The following is a 15,889-nucleotide window of genomic DNA, read 5'->3' as shown; positions in this document are numbered from 1 at the left end:
GTACAACAAGATTTGATGCAAACTAGAATGATTTTTTCATGGCAATAAACTTCATATCTGTCATTTCTTCAATTGCCCATTTAATACCTTCGCGGCCATAACCACTCATTTTCACGCCACCATATGGCATATTATCAACTCTGAAAGTTGGAATATCGTTAATAATAATAGCTCCTGCTTGTAATTCATCCGCTGCACGTAATGCATCAGGCAGTACATTCGTATATATTCCTGCATTTAAGCCAAGTTCCGACTCATTCACTAGTCGAATAGCGTCGTCTAATGTTTCATATGAAACAATTGAGACGATTGGTGCGAATGTTTCCTGGCAAACTATCTTCATATCAGCGGTCACATGCGTCATAACGGTTGGTGTTAATGTGCGTTCTGTGAATGTTCCACCTGTGGCTATGATAGCTCCTTGCGCCTTTGCTTCCTCAATCCACTCTCGAATACGTTGTACCTCACCAGGATTTATCATGGCACTGACATCTGTATTTTTATTGAGTGGATCACCTACGATTAATTTTTCAGTTTCTTTTACAAATGCAGTCGTAAATTCATCAATAATCGAGGCATGAACATATATGCGCTGCAATGAAATACAAACCTGTCCAGCAAAGCTAAACGCGCCGCTGACACACCGCTTTATAATTTTATCTATTGGTGTCGACGGCTCGACAATAACTGCAGCATTGGAGCCAAGCTCTAATGTTACTTTGCGCAATCCTACTTTTTCTTTTATGCTCAGTCCAACCTTGCCACTTCCAGTGAATGTCACCTTCTTAACAAACGGATGTGTCACGAGGGTATCACTTAACTCTCCTCCACTACCAGTAACAATTTGTAGTGCACCCGCTGGTAGACCTGCTTCTTGAAAAATTTCCGCCATCACGATTGCACTTAACGGCGTTTGGGTTGCGGGCTTTAACACCACTGTATTACCTACTGCAAAAGCTGGACCTAATTTATGTGCTACTAAGTTAAATGGAAAATTAAAAGGTGTAATAGCAGAAATCACACCAAGTGGCTCACGCTTAGTCCAGCCAATGCGGTCTCCAGCCCCTGGGGCAGCATCCATAGGCACAGTTTCACCCATTGTTTGCTTTGCTCCCTCAGCGGCGAATTGATATGTCGCTATTGTACGGTCAATTTCAGCTGAGCTTGCCGATAAAGGTTTTCCCGCCTCTTGCGCTAAAATCTCCGCTAATTCTTCTTGACGATGTCGCATAATGTCGACCACTTTATATAAAATTTCGGCACGTTCATAGGCTGTTGTTTTCCTGAACGATAGAAATGCGTCCTGTGCACCTTCTATTGCTCGTTCAACATCTTGAACGGATGCCTTTGCAATCTTTGCAATCACCTCACCGCTATAGGGTGATTTTAAATCATATGATTCCTTTGTGTCTTGCCACTGGCCATTTATCCAAAGCATTGTTTCCTTCATCTTCAAAAGCACCTCCGAAAAATAATTTTCTTCATTAGTTTATCACGAAGAGCCCGAATTTGATGCCACAGCAGCAGCCGTAACTGCCGCCATCATTGCAGCCTGCTGCGCTTGTATTAATAACTCGATAGATGCCATGATGGACATTGATAATGATTGTTGCACTTTCGCCATATCAAAAATAGCAATTTGTATTGCCATAAACAGCACAAATTCACGATGCCATTTTAATAATTTCATACCCTTTAATTCATGGTACAAATCCGTAATTTGCAGTATTTGCGCATTATTCACTTGAAGAATTGCTAAGAATCCCAATAATGGATAGTGCATTGTTTTTACTTTTACATCTTGTTTTTTTAATGTGTCACGAATAGTACCAACACTTGGCACAAGGTTATTATCATATTGTGGAGATAAAAACGTCAGTACCTGTGATAGCCATTGTAATTCATTGCCTGCATTGAAATAATACGTGCGTAACTCTTTATAATAACGATTCATTGTTTCAGCACGTAGGACAACGTCATCTGTTGGGTTACTTAATAATACTGCATAGGGAATATCATCAAAAGAGGTTAAAAATCGATGATGTTTGCGAATCGCTTCATACAATGCACGTGCTGTTTGTGCGTGGGCTTTTTTCTCACTTTCGATTTTTGTTAGAAACTGAGCACCTATAAAATTAAAATTCCCGCTTTTAAATTTTGCTTCTTTTAATATTTTTTCGTTTACAAGTATATTTTTTACCGCTTGCTCGATATCATCCTGTTCCATTATGTTAGCAGCTATACTGTACCCTATGGTCGTTCTTAGTGGAGACATCCAAGACGTTTGCTTCTTTATCTCTTGTAACACTTCTTTATATTTTAGCGCGTCAAAGGTTTTGCCTGTCGCTACATATGTACTGGCAATAGCTAATACGATTTTTCGATCAACTGACCAGCCAGCAACCTTCGCTATGTCCTCCACCGTTTGTGTAAATTGGTTTTCAATTATAACAATATCCATCTTTCACACGCTCCTTTTTACTATTTACGTAATATTTTGTCGAAAAGATTCAATCATTTTGTAACAATTAACATAAAAAGTAAACTTAAATTAATGTATGTGACTAGGTTTTATATGGTTTAATAAAAATAAATCAATATTTAATGGGGGATTATGATGATTGAACGGACGACTAAAAAATCGTTATTCACTGAAACCTTACAAGATCGAATACAGCTTTTTTTACTATTACGTAACTCTCAAAATAATATTAATTTACATAAACTCTTTCAGAAAAATTAGCATAGAAAAACAGCGAAAAACTTCAATGGTTTTTTCGCTGTTTTTTAATTTTCAGACTATTACACCTTAACGTACTACTTCCTGTACAATAAAACGCTTGTGAAACATTACTGAATCAAGCCCAATTCTTTTAACTCTGCTGTGGAAAAAGCCCTTGATCTTGTTAAAAACCGTTTACCTTCAACGCCTTCAAGTGAGAACATACCACCTCTACCGTCTACAACGTCTAAAATAATTTGTGTGTGCTTCCAATAATCATATTGGTTCTTATGCATATAAAATGGCACACCACCAATCTCACCGAGACATACATCTTGGTCACCCAGTATTAGGTCTCCCTCCGGATAACACATTGGAGAGGACCCATCACAGCAGCCACCTGACTGATGAAACATAACCGGTCCATGTTTTTCTGTCAATAATTCGATTAGTGCTAGCGCTTCTTCTGTTGCCAATACACGTTCAACCACGCCTTCGCACCTCCTTACTGATTAGAAGAAACCTAGTTTGTTTTCGCTGTAGCTAACTAATAAGTTTTTCGTTTGTTGGTAATGTGATAGCATCATCTTATGTGTTTCACGACCGATACCTGACATTTTGTAGCCACCGAATGCAGCATGTGCTGGGTAGGCATGGTAGCAGTTTGTCCAAACACGTCCTGCTTGAATACCTCGACCGAAACGATATGCAGTATTCATATCACGTGTCCAAATACCAGATCCTAAACCGTATAATGTGTCGTTTGCAATTTCTAACGCTTCTTCTTTGGTTTTAAATGTTGTTACTGCAACAACTGGCCCAAAGATCTCCTCTTGGAAAATACGCATTTTGTTATGTCCTTTGAAGACAGTTGGCTTAACGTAGTAGCCATTTTCAAAGCCTTCACCTACTTTATTTTTCTCACCGCCAATCAGACACTCAGCGCCCTCCTGTTTACCAATATCTAAATAAGAAAGGATTTTTTCCATTTGCTCACTTGAAGCCTGTGCACCCATCATCGTATTCGGGTCCAGTGGGTTTCCAACTTTAATGGCCTCTACTCGGTGTAGTACACGTTCCATAAACTTATCGTAAATTGATTCTTGAATTAATGCACGGGAAGGACATGTACATACTTCTCCTTGGTTAAGAGCAAATAATACAAAGCCTTCCACTGCTTTATCTAAAAAGGCATCATCTTCATCCATAATATCTTCGAAGAAAATATTTGGTGATTTTCCGCCCAATTCTAACGTAACGGGAATAAGGTTTTGTGAAGCATATTGCATAATTAAACGACCTGTTGTTGTTTCACCTGTAAAGGCAATTTTGCCAATACGTGGATTGGATGCAAGTGGTTTCCCTGCTTCTAAACCAAAACCATTCACAACATTTAGTACACCTGGTGGCAATAAATCACCAATTAGTTCAACTAATACCATAATAGAAGCTGGTGTTTGCTCAGCTGGCTTTAACACTACACAGTTTCCGGCAGCAAGTGCTGGTGCTAGCTTCCACACAGCCATTAGTAACGGGAAGTTCCAAGGGATAATTTGACCGACTACCCCAATTGGCTCATGGAAGTGATAAGCAACTGTATCATTATCAATTTGACTTAACGAGCCTTCTTGTGCCCGTAAAGCTCCCGCGAAATAACGGAAATGATCAATTGCTAGAGGGATATCTGCATTCAATGTTTCACGTACCGCTTTTCCGTTATCCCATGTTTCGGCAACGGCTAATTTTTCTAAGTTTTGTTCAATGCGGTCCGCTATTTTAAGTAAAATGTTTGCACGCTCTGTTGCAGATGTTTGGCCCCATGCATCTTTTGCCGCATGTGCTGCATCAAGTGCATGTTCAATATCCTCAGCAGTTGAACGCGCTGCTTGTGTAAAAACTTGTCCAGTAACAGGAGTAACATTATCAAAGTATTGGCCTTTCACCGGGGGTGTCCATTCTCCACCAATGTAATTATCATATTTTTCCTTGAATTGAACTACCGATCCTTCAGTGTTTGGAAATGCATAAACCATTTTACTTCTCCCCTTTACACAAAATAATGAGAAAATATCTATAAAAATCGCTATTTTATATCGAAATAACGATATTTTCATAGAAACCCTCTTACACAATATACTGTCAGAAAAGAAAAATAATTTCAACTTTTTATAAAATATTTTCCAATGAAATTATTTTTGCTAGAAAAGCATCTAGAATTCACGGTGTATCTAACGATAATGTATACTTAAAGTAATATTAATGTATAGGAGAACTGTATGCGTATTAATAAATATTTGAGTGAAACTGGTATTGTATCACGACGCGGTGCTGATAAATGGGTAGAGGAAGGTAAGGTAACCATTAACGGGGAGCTTGCAACAGTTGGAAGTCAAGTCGAAGCAGGTGATCTAGTTTGTGTAGACGGCAAAGAGGTAAAGAAAGAAGAACAACTGGTATATATTGTGTTAAACAAACCAGTGGGCATTACAAGTACAACTGAGCAACATATAAAAGGAAATGTCGTTGACTTTGTTAATCACCCTTTGCGCATTTTTCATATTGGGCGTCTCGATAAAGAATCCGAGGGATTATTATTGCTGACAAATGATGGTGATGTTGTAAACAAAATATTACGTGCAGAAAACCATCACGAAAAAGAATATATTGTTCAAGTCGATAAGCCGATTACAGAGCAATTTATCACGAAAATGGGGGCAGGTGTTGATATTTTAGATACAACCACTCTACCTTGCGATGTTGAAAAAATTTCCGATAAAGTATTTAAAATTATTTTAGAGCAAGGTTTAAATCGCCAAATTCGCCGTATGTGTTCCACACTTGGCTACTCTGTCAAAAGGCTACAACGTATTCGTATTATGAATATTAAGCTCGGTAATCTAAAGATTGGACAGTGGCGTGATTTAACTGACAAAGAACGAACAGAACTATTCAAACTACTTAATTACACACCGAAATAAAGCAGTTAAGGGGGATAGAGCTATGCTTTCCATTCAAAGTACCGAACAACTGACAGGAGCACGGATTAGTGGGGACTTTTGGGATTTAGATCAACTCATAAATGCGATTTATAAAGTAACTGGAGATGAAAATAGATATTACGATTACCAAGGTGCGCGGCAGCGAATCCTTGGTATTTGCTACAATCTTCGCCATGCGGCACAAGGCGACCATCAGCTTGAATTTGTTAGTAATGGACTTACGAAAAGTGTCCTTACTCACCATGAAATCATTTTTCCAAATAAAAATGTCTATTATGCAACGGAGGTGCTTTGGCCGGAGCTTATTTTTACAGCCATTGCCTTAAATGATTTTATCCGCTTGCATCAGGAGGTAATCGATTCTTCAGAGTGGAATATTTATATTGCAACTATTCGTAAATTCCAAGCGACCGTTGCTGAGTGCTTAGAGCAGGAGCTTGAGGATGATGAATATTTAGTATTTTTAAGAATGCTTCATACGAAAAGCCCTTTAACTTTCCGTTACGCTACACAATATGTAGACATACTGAATTTAGAATACATAGATTTGAATACCGAGGAACGCAAGGCTCATTTAGCAGCCTTCGCTCTTCGATTAATGCTTGAAGACGATGAATATATAGCGCTCAAATCGCAGCTGATGGAAGCTGCGAAAACGACCAAAAAAGCACTACACGAGATTCAAATTAATGCAAACTACCCAGAAGAAATTTTGTGGTAATTCATAAGGTCGTTCAATCAGTAAAAAGCAGTTAATTTCAACATTCTTTTCACGCTAAGTTTGTTTAACGCGCAACAAAAAGCCAACTCAAAGTACTTCGAGTCGGCTTTTTGTTATTTAATTGCCTTGTAAGCCATTTTGCGAATGACAGCTTCATGCTGCGGATAATCTGCAAGGAGCTCATCTTGTGTAAACAATTCAAAATCTGTAAAATCAAAGCCCGGAGCCACCATACAACCTACTAAACTAAATGTATTAGCATCCTCTACAGACGAGCCAAAAATTGTGTTTTTCGGTACAGCCACTTGTGGTACCTCCCCTGCCTCCATATTTAATCCTAGCTTTTTGGCTTCATATGTACCGTCAGGGTATACCATATGGACAGTTAATGGACTTCCAGCATGGTAATACCAAAGCTCATCTGATTTTAATCGATGTAAATGGGATATATCCTGTGAACGTAGTAAAAAATAAATGCTCGTATAAATTGGTCTTTTTACATCCCTTACAGCCATTTCTTCAGCAGATCTAAATGAAGAAATATAGTAACCTCCCTCTGGATGCTCTGCTAAATTTAATTTATCAATAAAATATTGTGCTGAATACTGCATATACCTCACTCCTTTCTCCCACCTTACCAAAAAATTTAGGTCAGGCGCTAGCGCTATCCGTTGTTTTAGCTACTCTATTCATCATTTTCGCCGTTCTATCCGTCACGTTGCCATTTCAAAAAACGAAAGGAGGTATCTCAAATGAATTCGAGAAACCTCCTTTTCTATTACAGACCACCCAAATATGCTGCTTTTACTTGCTCACTTTCTTGTAGTTCTTTTGCTGTACCAGATAGAACAATTCGACCTGTTTCAAGTACATATGCACGGTCCGCTACTGATAGCGCCATATTTGCATTCTGCTCCACAAGAAGTACTGTTGTACCTTCTTTATTGACCTTTTCAATAATATTGAAGATGTTCTTCACCATTAATGGCGCCAGACCCATCGAAGGTTCATCCATTAAAAGTAACTTCGGCTTTGCCATTAAAGCTCGGCCCATCGCAAGCATCTGTTGCTCGCCACCGGATAATGTACCTGATTGCTGCTTACGACGTTCTTCAAGACGAGGAAAAAGCTCAAATACATGATTCATATCCTTTTTAATACCCGCTTTATCATTACGAAGGTATGCGCCAAGCTCTAGATTTTCCTCTACTGACATATTGGCGAATACGCGACGGCCTTCTGGTACATGTGAAATACCTGATTTTACAATCGTTTGTGCAGCCTTCCCCGCAATCGAGAAGCCTTCATATTCGATAATTCCGCCCTTTGGTTTTAGTAGGCCTGACAATGTTTTTAATAATGTACTTTTACCAGCACCGTTTGCACCGATTAACGTTACAATCTCACCCTCGTTTACTTCTAAAGAGAGGCCCTTTAATGCTTGGATGTTTCCGTAGAATACATCAATATTTTGTACTTTTAGCATTAGCTGATAACCTCCTCACCTAGGTAAGCTTCAATTACCTTTGGATTGTTGCGAATTTCCTCTGGTGTCCCATCTGCAATTAATTGACCGTGATCGAGTACGTAAATACGTTCGCAAATCCCCATTACTAAGCTCATATCATGTTCGATTAGCAGTATGGTTAAACCAAACTCTTTACGAATGAATGCAATTAACTCCATTAAATCGTGTGTTTCTTGTGGGTTCATCCCTGCCGCTGGCTCATCCAGTAATAATAACTTCGGATTTGCCGCTAATGCACGTGCAATTTCTAGTCGACGTTGCATGCCATATGGTAAGTTTTTCGCAAGCTCATCTTTATAAATGTCTAAACCAAAGATCTTTAAGAACTCAAAGGATTGCTGTTCCATCTCCACTTCCCCTTTAAAGTGACTTGGCAAACGAAAAATCGATGCCCACATGGAGTGTTTGGCAAGTGAATGGTTCGCGACTTTTACATTATCTAAAACAGATAGTTCTTTAAATAGACGGATATTTTGAAACGTACGGCTGATTCCTTTTTGTGTTACTTGATAAGGTGCAAGACCGTTTATCTTTTTACCGTCAAATGTAATCGTACCTTCAGTTGGCGTATACACCCCAGTTAGCATATTGAAGCTCGTCGTTTTACCAGCACCATTGGGGCCTATAAGACCAACTAATTCACCTTGATGTAGGTACATATTAACGCCCTGTACTGCCTTTAAACCACCAAATTGAATGCCCATATTTTCCACGTTGATAAGAAGGTTGCCAGTCATTATTTTGTACCTCCTTTTTTACCAAACTTGAATAAGTCCGTAATTTCTTTTGTCCCCATTAACCCCTTTGGACGATATAGCATTACGATTATAAGTACCAAACTGTAAATAATCATCCGTGTTTCGGGGAAATTCGCTAGATATGTTGAAACAACCGTCAAGAATATTGCCGCGATTACAGAACCTGAAAGACTTCCTAAACCACCAAGTACTACGTAAATTAAAATATCAAATGATTTTAAGAAACCGAAAGTTGTCGGTTGAATAATGTAGAAATTATGTGCGAAAATGGCCCCAGCAAGACCCGCAAAGAATGAACCAATCGCAAACGCCACAACTTTATAGTATGTTGTGTTAATGCCCATTGCATCTGCAGCAATTTCGTCTTCACGAATTGAGATACACGCACGACCATGACGTGAATTTGTGAAGTTTGCGATAACTACAATTGTTAACACAACACCTACGAACGCATAAGTCCAAGTCGATAAATACTTAACCTGCATACCCGCTGCGCCACCAACATAGTCCGTATTTAAAAATACAATACGTATAATTTCCGCGAAGCCGAGCGTTGCGATTGCTAAATAGTCCCCTTTTAAGCGTAGCGTTGGAATACCTACGATTAAACCAGCTACTGCTGCTGCAAGCGCCCCTAAGAAAATAGCTAATGGAAATGGCAGCATGAGCTTTGTTGTAATAATAGCTGAGATATACGCACCCACCGCTAAGAAACCTGCATGCCCTATAGAAAATTGACCAGTAACCCCAATTACAATGTGCAAGCTGACTGCAAGCATGATGTTAATACACATTGTGATTAACATGTTTTGATAGTAAATATCAATAGTGCCGGTTGTAATAAGCACCTGTATAATTGCATAGATGACTAGCGCTAATACAGCATAGCCCCAGAAAACTTTAGACTTCTTCATATTTACCGCTCACCTACACTTTCTCGCGGGCGTTTTTACCAAAGATACCCGATGGTCTGAAGATTAAGATTAAAATTAAAATAACGAATGCCGCTGCATCGCGCCATAGAGAGTAACCAAGTGCACTTACCATGGATTCCACGACACCTAATAACATGCCACCTACCATTGCTCCTGGAATAATACCGATACCACCAAGAACCGCAGCGATGAACGCCTTAACCCCAGGAATAACACCCATTAATGGATCAATTTTTGTATAGTACACGCCGAAGATAACACCAGCAGCACCTGCTAAAGCAGAACCAATTGCGAATGTCGCTGAAATTGTATTATCCACATTGATACCCATCAGACGAGCTGCATCTGCATCATGTGATACTGCACGCATTGCCTTGCCGATTTTTGTTTTATGTACGATGAATTGTAAAAGAATCATCAGTACGACAGCGACAGATAATATTAAAATCGAGGTACTGCTAATTTGAACCCCAAAGATATCAAATGTTCTATTTTTAAATACTTCAGGATATGCCGCCGGTTGCGCACCTCTAAAGAAAATAGTCGTATATTCGATTAATAGCGATACACCAATCGCTGTAATTAATGCAGCAATACGCGTTGCATTTCGTAAACGCTTATATGCAATCCGTTCAATTAACACACCAAAGATTGCGCAAATTGCCATTGCCAATAATAAAGCTGGGAAAAAACCAAGCTCCCATTTAGCAATTGCATAGAAGCCAATAAATGCCCCAATCATAAAAACATCACCGTGGGCAAAGTTAATTAGCTTTATAATACCGTATACCATCGTATACCCTAACGCTATTAACGCGTAGATACTACCGAGTGAAATACCATTCACAAGCTGCTGTATCCATTCCATGAGCGTTCACTCCTTTTAAATTTTTTGAGGAATGCAAAAACGGGACGTATTTCTACATAATTTAGTGAATGCAGAAAAACTCGTGTCCCTCGTAAACAGTTATTTCCGATTCCTTATGCTAGAATCTATGCTTTTTTATCAGTCTAGTTGTCTATGAAGCATAAAAAGGGAAGGCGAGTTTGCCCGCCTCCCCCCTTGCCAAAAGTTAAGGATTTACTTTAGAGTTGAACACTTGTTTACCGTCTTTAAATTCAAGAACTGTTGCTGTTTTAATTGGGTTATGGTTTTCGTCAACTGAGAATGTACCTGTTACTAATGACAGGTCTTTTGTTTCCGCTAATTGATTTTTAATTGCTTCGCCATCAGTAGAACCTGCGCGCTTGATAGCATCTGCAATATAGTAAATAGTGTCATAGCCAAGTGCATTGAATGCATCTGGTGCTTTGTCACTGTTAGCTGCTTTAAATGCTGTTACAAAATCTTGGATTTTTTGATCAGGATCTTCTGCAGAATAGTGGTTGGTGATAAACGTATTATTAAGCGCATCTGCCCCAGCTAACTCTACTAAAGTTGGAGAATCCCAACCATCAGCCCCCATAAGCGGTACTGTAATACCCATTTCACGTGCTTGTTTTACAATCAATCCAACCTCTTCATAGTATCCAGGGATAAAGATGAAGTCAGGGTTGGCTGCTTTAATATTCGTTAATTGTGTACGGAAGTCTGTATCTTTTGCCACATAAGCTTCCTCTTTAACAACGGTACCGCCATTTTTAGTAATCGTTTCTTTAAATGACTTTGCTAAACCTTTTGCATAGTCAGAAGCATTATCTGCAAAAATAGCTACATTTTTCGCATCAAGTTCACCAGCCGCAAAGTTTGCTGCTACGATCCCTTGGAACGGGTCGATGAAGCATGTACGGAATGCATATTCATTGACACTACCATCATCATTCACTGTGATATTTGGTGCCGTACCTGACCCAGTAACGATTGGAATTTTGTTGTTATTCGCAATTTGTACTGTTGCTACTGTGTTACCAGAAGTAGCTGGCGCTAGCATTGCTACTACTTTATCTTGTGTTGCTAATTTAATAGCAGCAGCAGTTGCCTCGGAGTTCTCTGATTTGTTATCTACTTTAATAAGCTCGATTTTCTTACCATCAATACCGCCAGCATCATTAATTTCTTTAACCGCCAGCTCTGCACCCACACCAATTGAAGATCCATATGATGCTACGTTTCCTGAAAGCTCTAAGTTAGCACCTATTTTAATAGTATCACCGTCAGATGACCCACCACCTGATGATGATCCGCCTTCTGAACTTGTCGAATCGTCGCCTGCACCGCAACCAGCAAGTACGCCAGCAAGAAGTGAAGAAGCGACTAGAAGTGAACCGAACTTTTTAAGCTTTTTGTTCTCTTTCATAATTAATTCCCCCTGAAAATTCTCAAATATTAGATATTTCAGATAATTATAAACAATTAAATGCATTTCCTCAATAGCAAAAATAATTATTTATAACTATCTATTTTTGAAACTAAATATTATTCATTTAAGCCTTTTACATTGTAAAACATTCTTTAAATTTAGTCTAGAGTGATTTTTCAGTATAATTAGTTTTTTAAGAATTATCTATTAATTAATAGCGATAGTTAATACAAAACGATCATTTAAATTTGTTAAATTTCGTATAAATAATCGTTAGTGACATAAAAAACCCATCCTTTTTTTGAAAATTGATTCATCTACATATAAAAGTCTCTAAAAAAACAATCTAAAATACCCCTCGTGCAGGAAATATTAACAGTCAATTTATAATTAAAAATGGCTTATGTATTTTATTTCCGGGAAAATAATAAGGGCTTGCTCTAAATACTTGTATTATTTTGTATCATTTGTTAAGCTATATCAAAAATATATTTCAATGATGTGACCAAGTAAGTAAAAGAAGTGTTACAGAGAGTATAGTAATTGCTGAGAGCTATACCATTATTCTTTACTGAAACGTACCACGGAGAAGTTATGAAAACATAACCGGTTCGTTTCCGTTATAAAACGCTAGAGAGTTTTATACATTTATAAAACTAAAAATAGGTGGTACCACGTTTGTTAAAGCACAAAGACGTCCTTAGTTAGAAGGATAGCTTTGTGCTTTTTTATTTACATTATTAGTAAGCAAGGAGGAGCAATTATGACGATTCAGCAAAATGAGTTTACAAAATGGTATATTGAAACAATTCAAAATGCAGATTTAATGGACTATACACCTGTGAGAGGATGTATAGCATTTAAACCTGACGGCTATGAGATATGGGAGCATATTCAAGCCGAAATGGATTATCATTTTAAAGAAACCGGACATCGCAATGCGTATTTTCCAATGCTAATTCCTGAATCATTTTTTCAAAAAGAAAAGGATCATATAGAAGGTTTTTCACCTGAATTACCGTGGGTTACTGAAGCTGCTGGAGAACAATTAGAAGAGCGCTTAGCATTGCGTCCAACATCTGAAACAATGATAGGTTATTTGTATTCAAATTGGATTAAAAGTTATCGCGATTTGCCATTATTACTGAATCAATGGGCGAACGTTTTTCGCTGGGAAAAGAAAACCTTACCTTTTATACGCACTTCAGAATTTTTATGGCAAGAAGGCCATACAGCTCATGCTGATGAAGAAGAAGCACGGCATGAAACATTACAAATGCTAGATATTTATAAGAAAGTAGTAGAAAATTTGCTAGCAATTCCTGTATTTGATGGCACAAAAACCGAATCAGAGCGTTTTGCAGGCGCAATCGATACATTTTCAATTGAAGCGATGATGAAAGATGGAAAAGCTGTACAAGCAGGGACATCTCATTATCTTGGCACAAAATTTGCAGAGGCATTTAATATAAAATATTTAAATAAAAACAACCAACATGACTATGTTCACACTACTTCTTGGGGCACATCTACTCGCTTAATAGGTTCTGTTATTATGGTACATGGGGATGAGCGAGGATTGGTTTTACCACCAAAAATTGCACCAACCCAAGTCGTATTAATTCCAGTTGGGCCCTTTAAAAAGCATCCTGAGATACTAGAGAAGTTAGATGACCTATATAAGGTATTAAAAGCTAAAGGGATTCGTGTGAAATTAGATGATTCCGATTTAACACCGGGGTTCAAGTTTAATAAGTGGGAACAAAAAGGGGCATCACTTCGTGTAGAATTTGGTCCTCGTGATTTTCAAAACAACCAAGTAGTAATAAAGCTACGCGATGAAGAAGAAAAAATAACAGTTGCGCTTGATCGATTCACGGATGTCATTGAGGAAGAATTAAATGTAATGCAAAAGCGTCTACTTGAAAAAGCTCGACAATTTCGAGATGCCAACTCACATGTAACAATTGATTCGCTACAACAGTTACAAGATCATATTACACAGAGCAAAGCCAATAAAAATATTCCTGGGTGGATTTTGGCTGGATGGTGTGGCAGCAATATTTGTGAGCAAAAAGTAAAAGATGAAACAAAATTTACATCGCGAAATATTCCATTTAATCCACCAATAAAAAAATCGAATTGTATTTATTGCGGGAACGAGGCAAAACACACAGTTTGGTTTGCTCGCGCATACTAAATACATTGACACCCTTACTTCTTATATAAAAAATCCCTCTAGCTAAGCTTGTAGCTGGAGGGATAAAAATTAGTGAAATTGTGCTCTATGAACACACACTCCAAAAGCTTAGGGATGGGATTGTAGTCACATGCTAAGCTTTTTTTAAGGCAAAAACGCAAAGTCGTTCATTGACATTTGTTTCATTTTCTAGATGGACCTCGTGGAGTAATTCAAAAGAGGTACCCTGATGTAAAAATTGTAAGTAATCATACGGTGGATAATATAAAATAATATGAACTTCACGCCTATTCCGCTCATATGATTCCCATATATTGTGAATGACTGTCCGAAAAATATTGATGGAAAACGGGTTAAAAAAGAAAAATACATTGTCTTTTGGTTTAATAGGGTATGCCTCTGCAATTGAATGAACAAAGGAAATTGAAGCTCGTGAACCCTTTCTTTTGCGGTAGCTTTCCTTATTGTGCTCCGCCTCTGCATAGAAACCTGCGTCCATCTCGATACCTACCGTTGGAATATGGAACTTATCGTTTATATAAATTGGGACACGCCCTTTTCCACATCCTATATCGACAAATACCGGATTTTTAGGTAACTCATACTGCTGAAATAGTTGGTCAAGTCCTGTATATGGGGTAGGTTCATAGCGATGGTAATGGGCAAGTTTTGGAAAACCATATTGATCGCCTACCGTATTAATATGCAAATATTTATCAAATTGTTGATCATTCATAACTTTGTAGGACTCCCTCGAAAAATGAATGCTTTATTTTAGCATGTGAAGCGCTAAAAACCATACCCTAAAGTTTCAGATATGGTTTATTTTTTATATCCCTCTTCGATTGAAGCGGAAAACAAATGTAAGTGCTAGAAGTAATACAATACATAAAACACCTGACGTAATGGTTGTATTCTTATCAATCCCTGAAGGTTGTACTATTTGCTCATTACCTTTGTTGGGGCCTATCTTGCCACCTACATGCCCTTGCATTTGAATGTTGTCTCCATCTTGATCATTTGCGGGGGTCCTTGGGGCATTTGTGATGGATCAAAGTCTTCTGGAGATTGAGAATCAAAGTTAAACGCAAAATCCTCCGTAAATGGTTCTCCCCCCTGCATTTCGTTGTCTGGGTTCGCTTCTATGACTAATTCACCCGAGAGTTACTTTAGAATAGACGCTGACCGTTGTTTAGCAAATTCAGGTAGGCTATTCTCTCCTTTTACACCTTCTAGAAATTGTTCGGTTGTTGAAAATTTAGTTGGATCCGCTTCTACATACGTTGTCAGCATGGAGGATAATCCATTCGTTATATTCTGGAAAAATTCCTCTGTTAAATAGTTTTTCGCTAGTTGTTCTAAATAGTTTTCATAGATTTTACGATATTCGTCATTTGAAAGAAGCACATTTAATAAAGGTCGTTCCTCCAACGTTACACCAAACACTGGGTCCTTTATGCTAAAGTTAATAGCCCTATCAGACATTAAGTTAGATGACATATCCATGAGCATATCCATATTCATAACATCTTGTGGAAAACCACTATTTTGTTGAGAACCATCCTGTGGCGTGCCATCATGTTGATTCACATTATCTTGATTACTATTCGGATCGTCTTGATCATTTATAAGCGGTGGTGTATTGCTAGCTGGAAATTGTTGTGTTTGTTGATTTGTGTCCTTGTTGCCAATAGCATTAGCTTTGATCCAGATTCTGCATGTCAAA

General features: G+C 38.2%; 16 protein-coding genes and 1 other annotated feature. Of the genes, 3 read left to right on the top strand and 13 right to left on the bottom strand.

Annotated features, from left to right (window positions below):
* Positions 1 to 22 precede the first annotated feature (22 nt).
* The 4 genes from C9J35_RS14215 to adh form a co-directional block, all read right to left on the bottom strand.
* Complete coding sequence (locus tag C9J35_RS14215) at positions 23 to 1,450, bottom strand: aldehyde dehydrogenase family protein (protein ID WP_107925057.1); 1,428 nt, start codon at positions 1,448 to 1,450, stop codon at positions 23 to 25.
* Between the two features lie 42 nt (positions 1,451 to 1,492).
* A complete protein-coding gene (locus C9J35_RS14210; RefSeq protein ID WP_107925056.1) occupies positions 1,493 to 2,461 on the bottom strand; it encodes a DUF4003 family protein in 969 nt (322 codons plus the stop codon).
* Positions 2,462 to 2,850: 389 nt separating this feature from the next.
* Positions 2,851 to 3,213, bottom strand: a complete 363-nt coding sequence (locus C9J35_RS14205) for a DUF779 domain-containing protein (protein ID WP_054767890.1) — start codon at positions 3,211 to 3,213, stop codon at positions 2,851 to 2,853.
* Between the two features lie 21 nt (positions 3,214 to 3,234).
* On the bottom strand, positions 3,235 to 4,755 hold the full coding sequence (gene adh / locus C9J35_RS14200) for an aldehyde dehydrogenase (protein ID WP_107925055.1): 1,521 nt from the start codon (positions 4,753 to 4,755) through the stop codon (positions 3,235 to 3,237).
* Between the two features lie 243 nt (positions 4,756 to 4,998).
* Between adh and rluF the strand changes: the two genes are divergently transcribed.
* A complete protein-coding gene (gene rluF / locus C9J35_RS14195) occupies positions 4,999 to 5,700 on the top strand; it encodes a 23S rRNA pseudouridine(2604) synthase RluF (protein ID WP_107925054.1) in 702 nt (233 codons plus the stop codon).
* Positions 5,701 to 5,722: 22 nt separating this feature from the next.
* Complete coding sequence (locus tag C9J35_RS14190; protein ID WP_107925053.1) at positions 5,723 to 6,442, top strand: DUF6904 family protein; 720 nt, start codon at positions 5,723 to 5,725, stop codon at positions 6,440 to 6,442.
* Positions 6,443 to 6,555: 113 nt separating this feature from the next.
* On the opposite strand, the gene C9J35_RS14185 is transcribed toward C9J35_RS14190, so the two are convergent.
* The 6 genes from C9J35_RS14185 to C9J35_RS14160 all read right to left on the bottom strand — a co-directional run bounded on the left by C9J35_RS14185 (position 6,556) and on the right by C9J35_RS14160 (position 11,960).
* The gene (locus C9J35_RS14185) at positions 6,556 to 7,053 is read right to left on the bottom strand and encodes a cupin domain-containing protein (protein WP_107925051.1); all 498 of its coding nucleotides are present in this window, start codon (positions 7,051 to 7,053) and stop codon (positions 6,556 to 6,558) included.
* 167 nt (positions 7,054 to 7,220) lie between these two features.
* On the bottom strand, positions 7,221 to 7,928 hold the full coding sequence (locus C9J35_RS14180) for an ABC transporter ATP-binding protein (protein ID WP_107925050.1): 708 nt from the start codon (positions 7,926 to 7,928) through the stop codon (positions 7,221 to 7,223).
* Positions 7,928 to 8,707 carry an ABC transporter ATP-binding protein gene (locus C9J35_RS14175; protein WP_107925048.1) on the bottom strand — a complete coding sequence of 260 codons (780 nt, stop codon included), beginning with the start codon at positions 8,705 to 8,707 and terminating at the stop codon, positions 7,928 to 7,930. Before C9J35_RS14175 ends, C9J35_RS14180 begins: the two co-directional genes overlap by 1 nt.
* Positions 8,707 to 9,642 (bottom strand): branched-chain amino acid ABC transporter permease, encoded by a 936-nt coding sequence (locus tag C9J35_RS14170; RefSeq protein WP_054767889.1) that lies wholly within the window; start codon positions 9,640 to 9,642, stop codon positions 8,707 to 8,709. The genes C9J35_RS14175 and C9J35_RS14170 overlap by 1 nt, the downstream gene beginning before the upstream one ends.
* Before the next feature lie 13 nt (positions 9,643 to 9,655).
* Entirely contained in the window at positions 9,656 to 10,531 is an 876-nt protein-coding gene (locus C9J35_RS14165) for a branched-chain amino acid ABC transporter permease (RefSeq protein ID WP_054767888.1), read from the bottom strand.
* A 205-nt stretch (positions 10,532 to 10,736) separates the two neighbouring features.
* On the bottom strand, positions 10,737 to 11,960 hold the full coding sequence (locus tag C9J35_RS14160; RefSeq protein WP_107925046.1) for an ABC transporter substrate-binding protein: 1,224 nt from the start codon (positions 11,958 to 11,960) through the stop codon (positions 10,737 to 10,739).
* A 490-nt stretch (positions 11,961 to 12,450) separates the two neighbouring features.
* Positions 12,451 to 12,668 (top strand) — a binding site (T-box leader).
* Between the two features lie 58 nt (positions 12,669 to 12,726).
* Between C9J35_RS14160 and proS the strand changes: the two genes are divergently transcribed.
* Positions 12,727 to 14,163, top strand: a complete 1,437-nt coding sequence (gene proS / locus C9J35_RS14155; RefSeq protein ID WP_107925045.1) for a proline--tRNA ligase — start codon at positions 12,727 to 12,729, stop codon at positions 14,161 to 14,163.
* Positions 14,164 to 14,296: 133 nt separating this feature from the next.
* Here the strand turns inward: proS and C9J35_RS14150 are convergent, their stop codons facing one another.
* The 3 genes from C9J35_RS14150 to C9J35_RS14145 form a co-directional block, all read right to left on the bottom strand.
* On the bottom strand, positions 14,297 to 14,899 hold the full coding sequence (locus C9J35_RS14150; protein WP_107925043.1) for a class I SAM-dependent methyltransferase: 603 nt from the start codon (positions 14,897 to 14,899) through the stop codon (positions 14,297 to 14,299).
* A gap of 93 nt (positions 14,900 to 14,992) precedes the next feature.
* Positions 14,993 to 15,157: a hypothetical protein gene (locus C9J35_RS23640; RefSeq protein ID WP_167395973.1), complete on the bottom strand. Its 165-nt coding sequence runs from the start codon at positions 15,155 to 15,157 to the stop codon at positions 14,993 to 14,995.
* Positions 15,158 to 15,327: 170 nt separating this feature from the next.
* Positions 15,328 to 15,888, bottom strand: coding sequence for a CotH kinase family protein (locus tag C9J35_RS14145; protein ID WP_107925042.1), 561 nt, complete (start codon positions 15,886 to 15,888; stop codon positions 15,328 to 15,330).
* Between the last annotated feature and the right edge of the window lies 1 nt (position 15,889).

This window comes from Lysinibacillus parviboronicapiens, assembly GCF_003049575.1.
GTDB classification, from domain to species: Bacteria; Bacillota; Bacilli; order Bacillales_A; family Planococcaceae; genus Lysinibacillus; species Lysinibacillus parviboronicapiens.
Note: the sequence above shows the minus strand (reverse complement) of the source record. Positions and strands in the feature narration are given on the sequence as shown.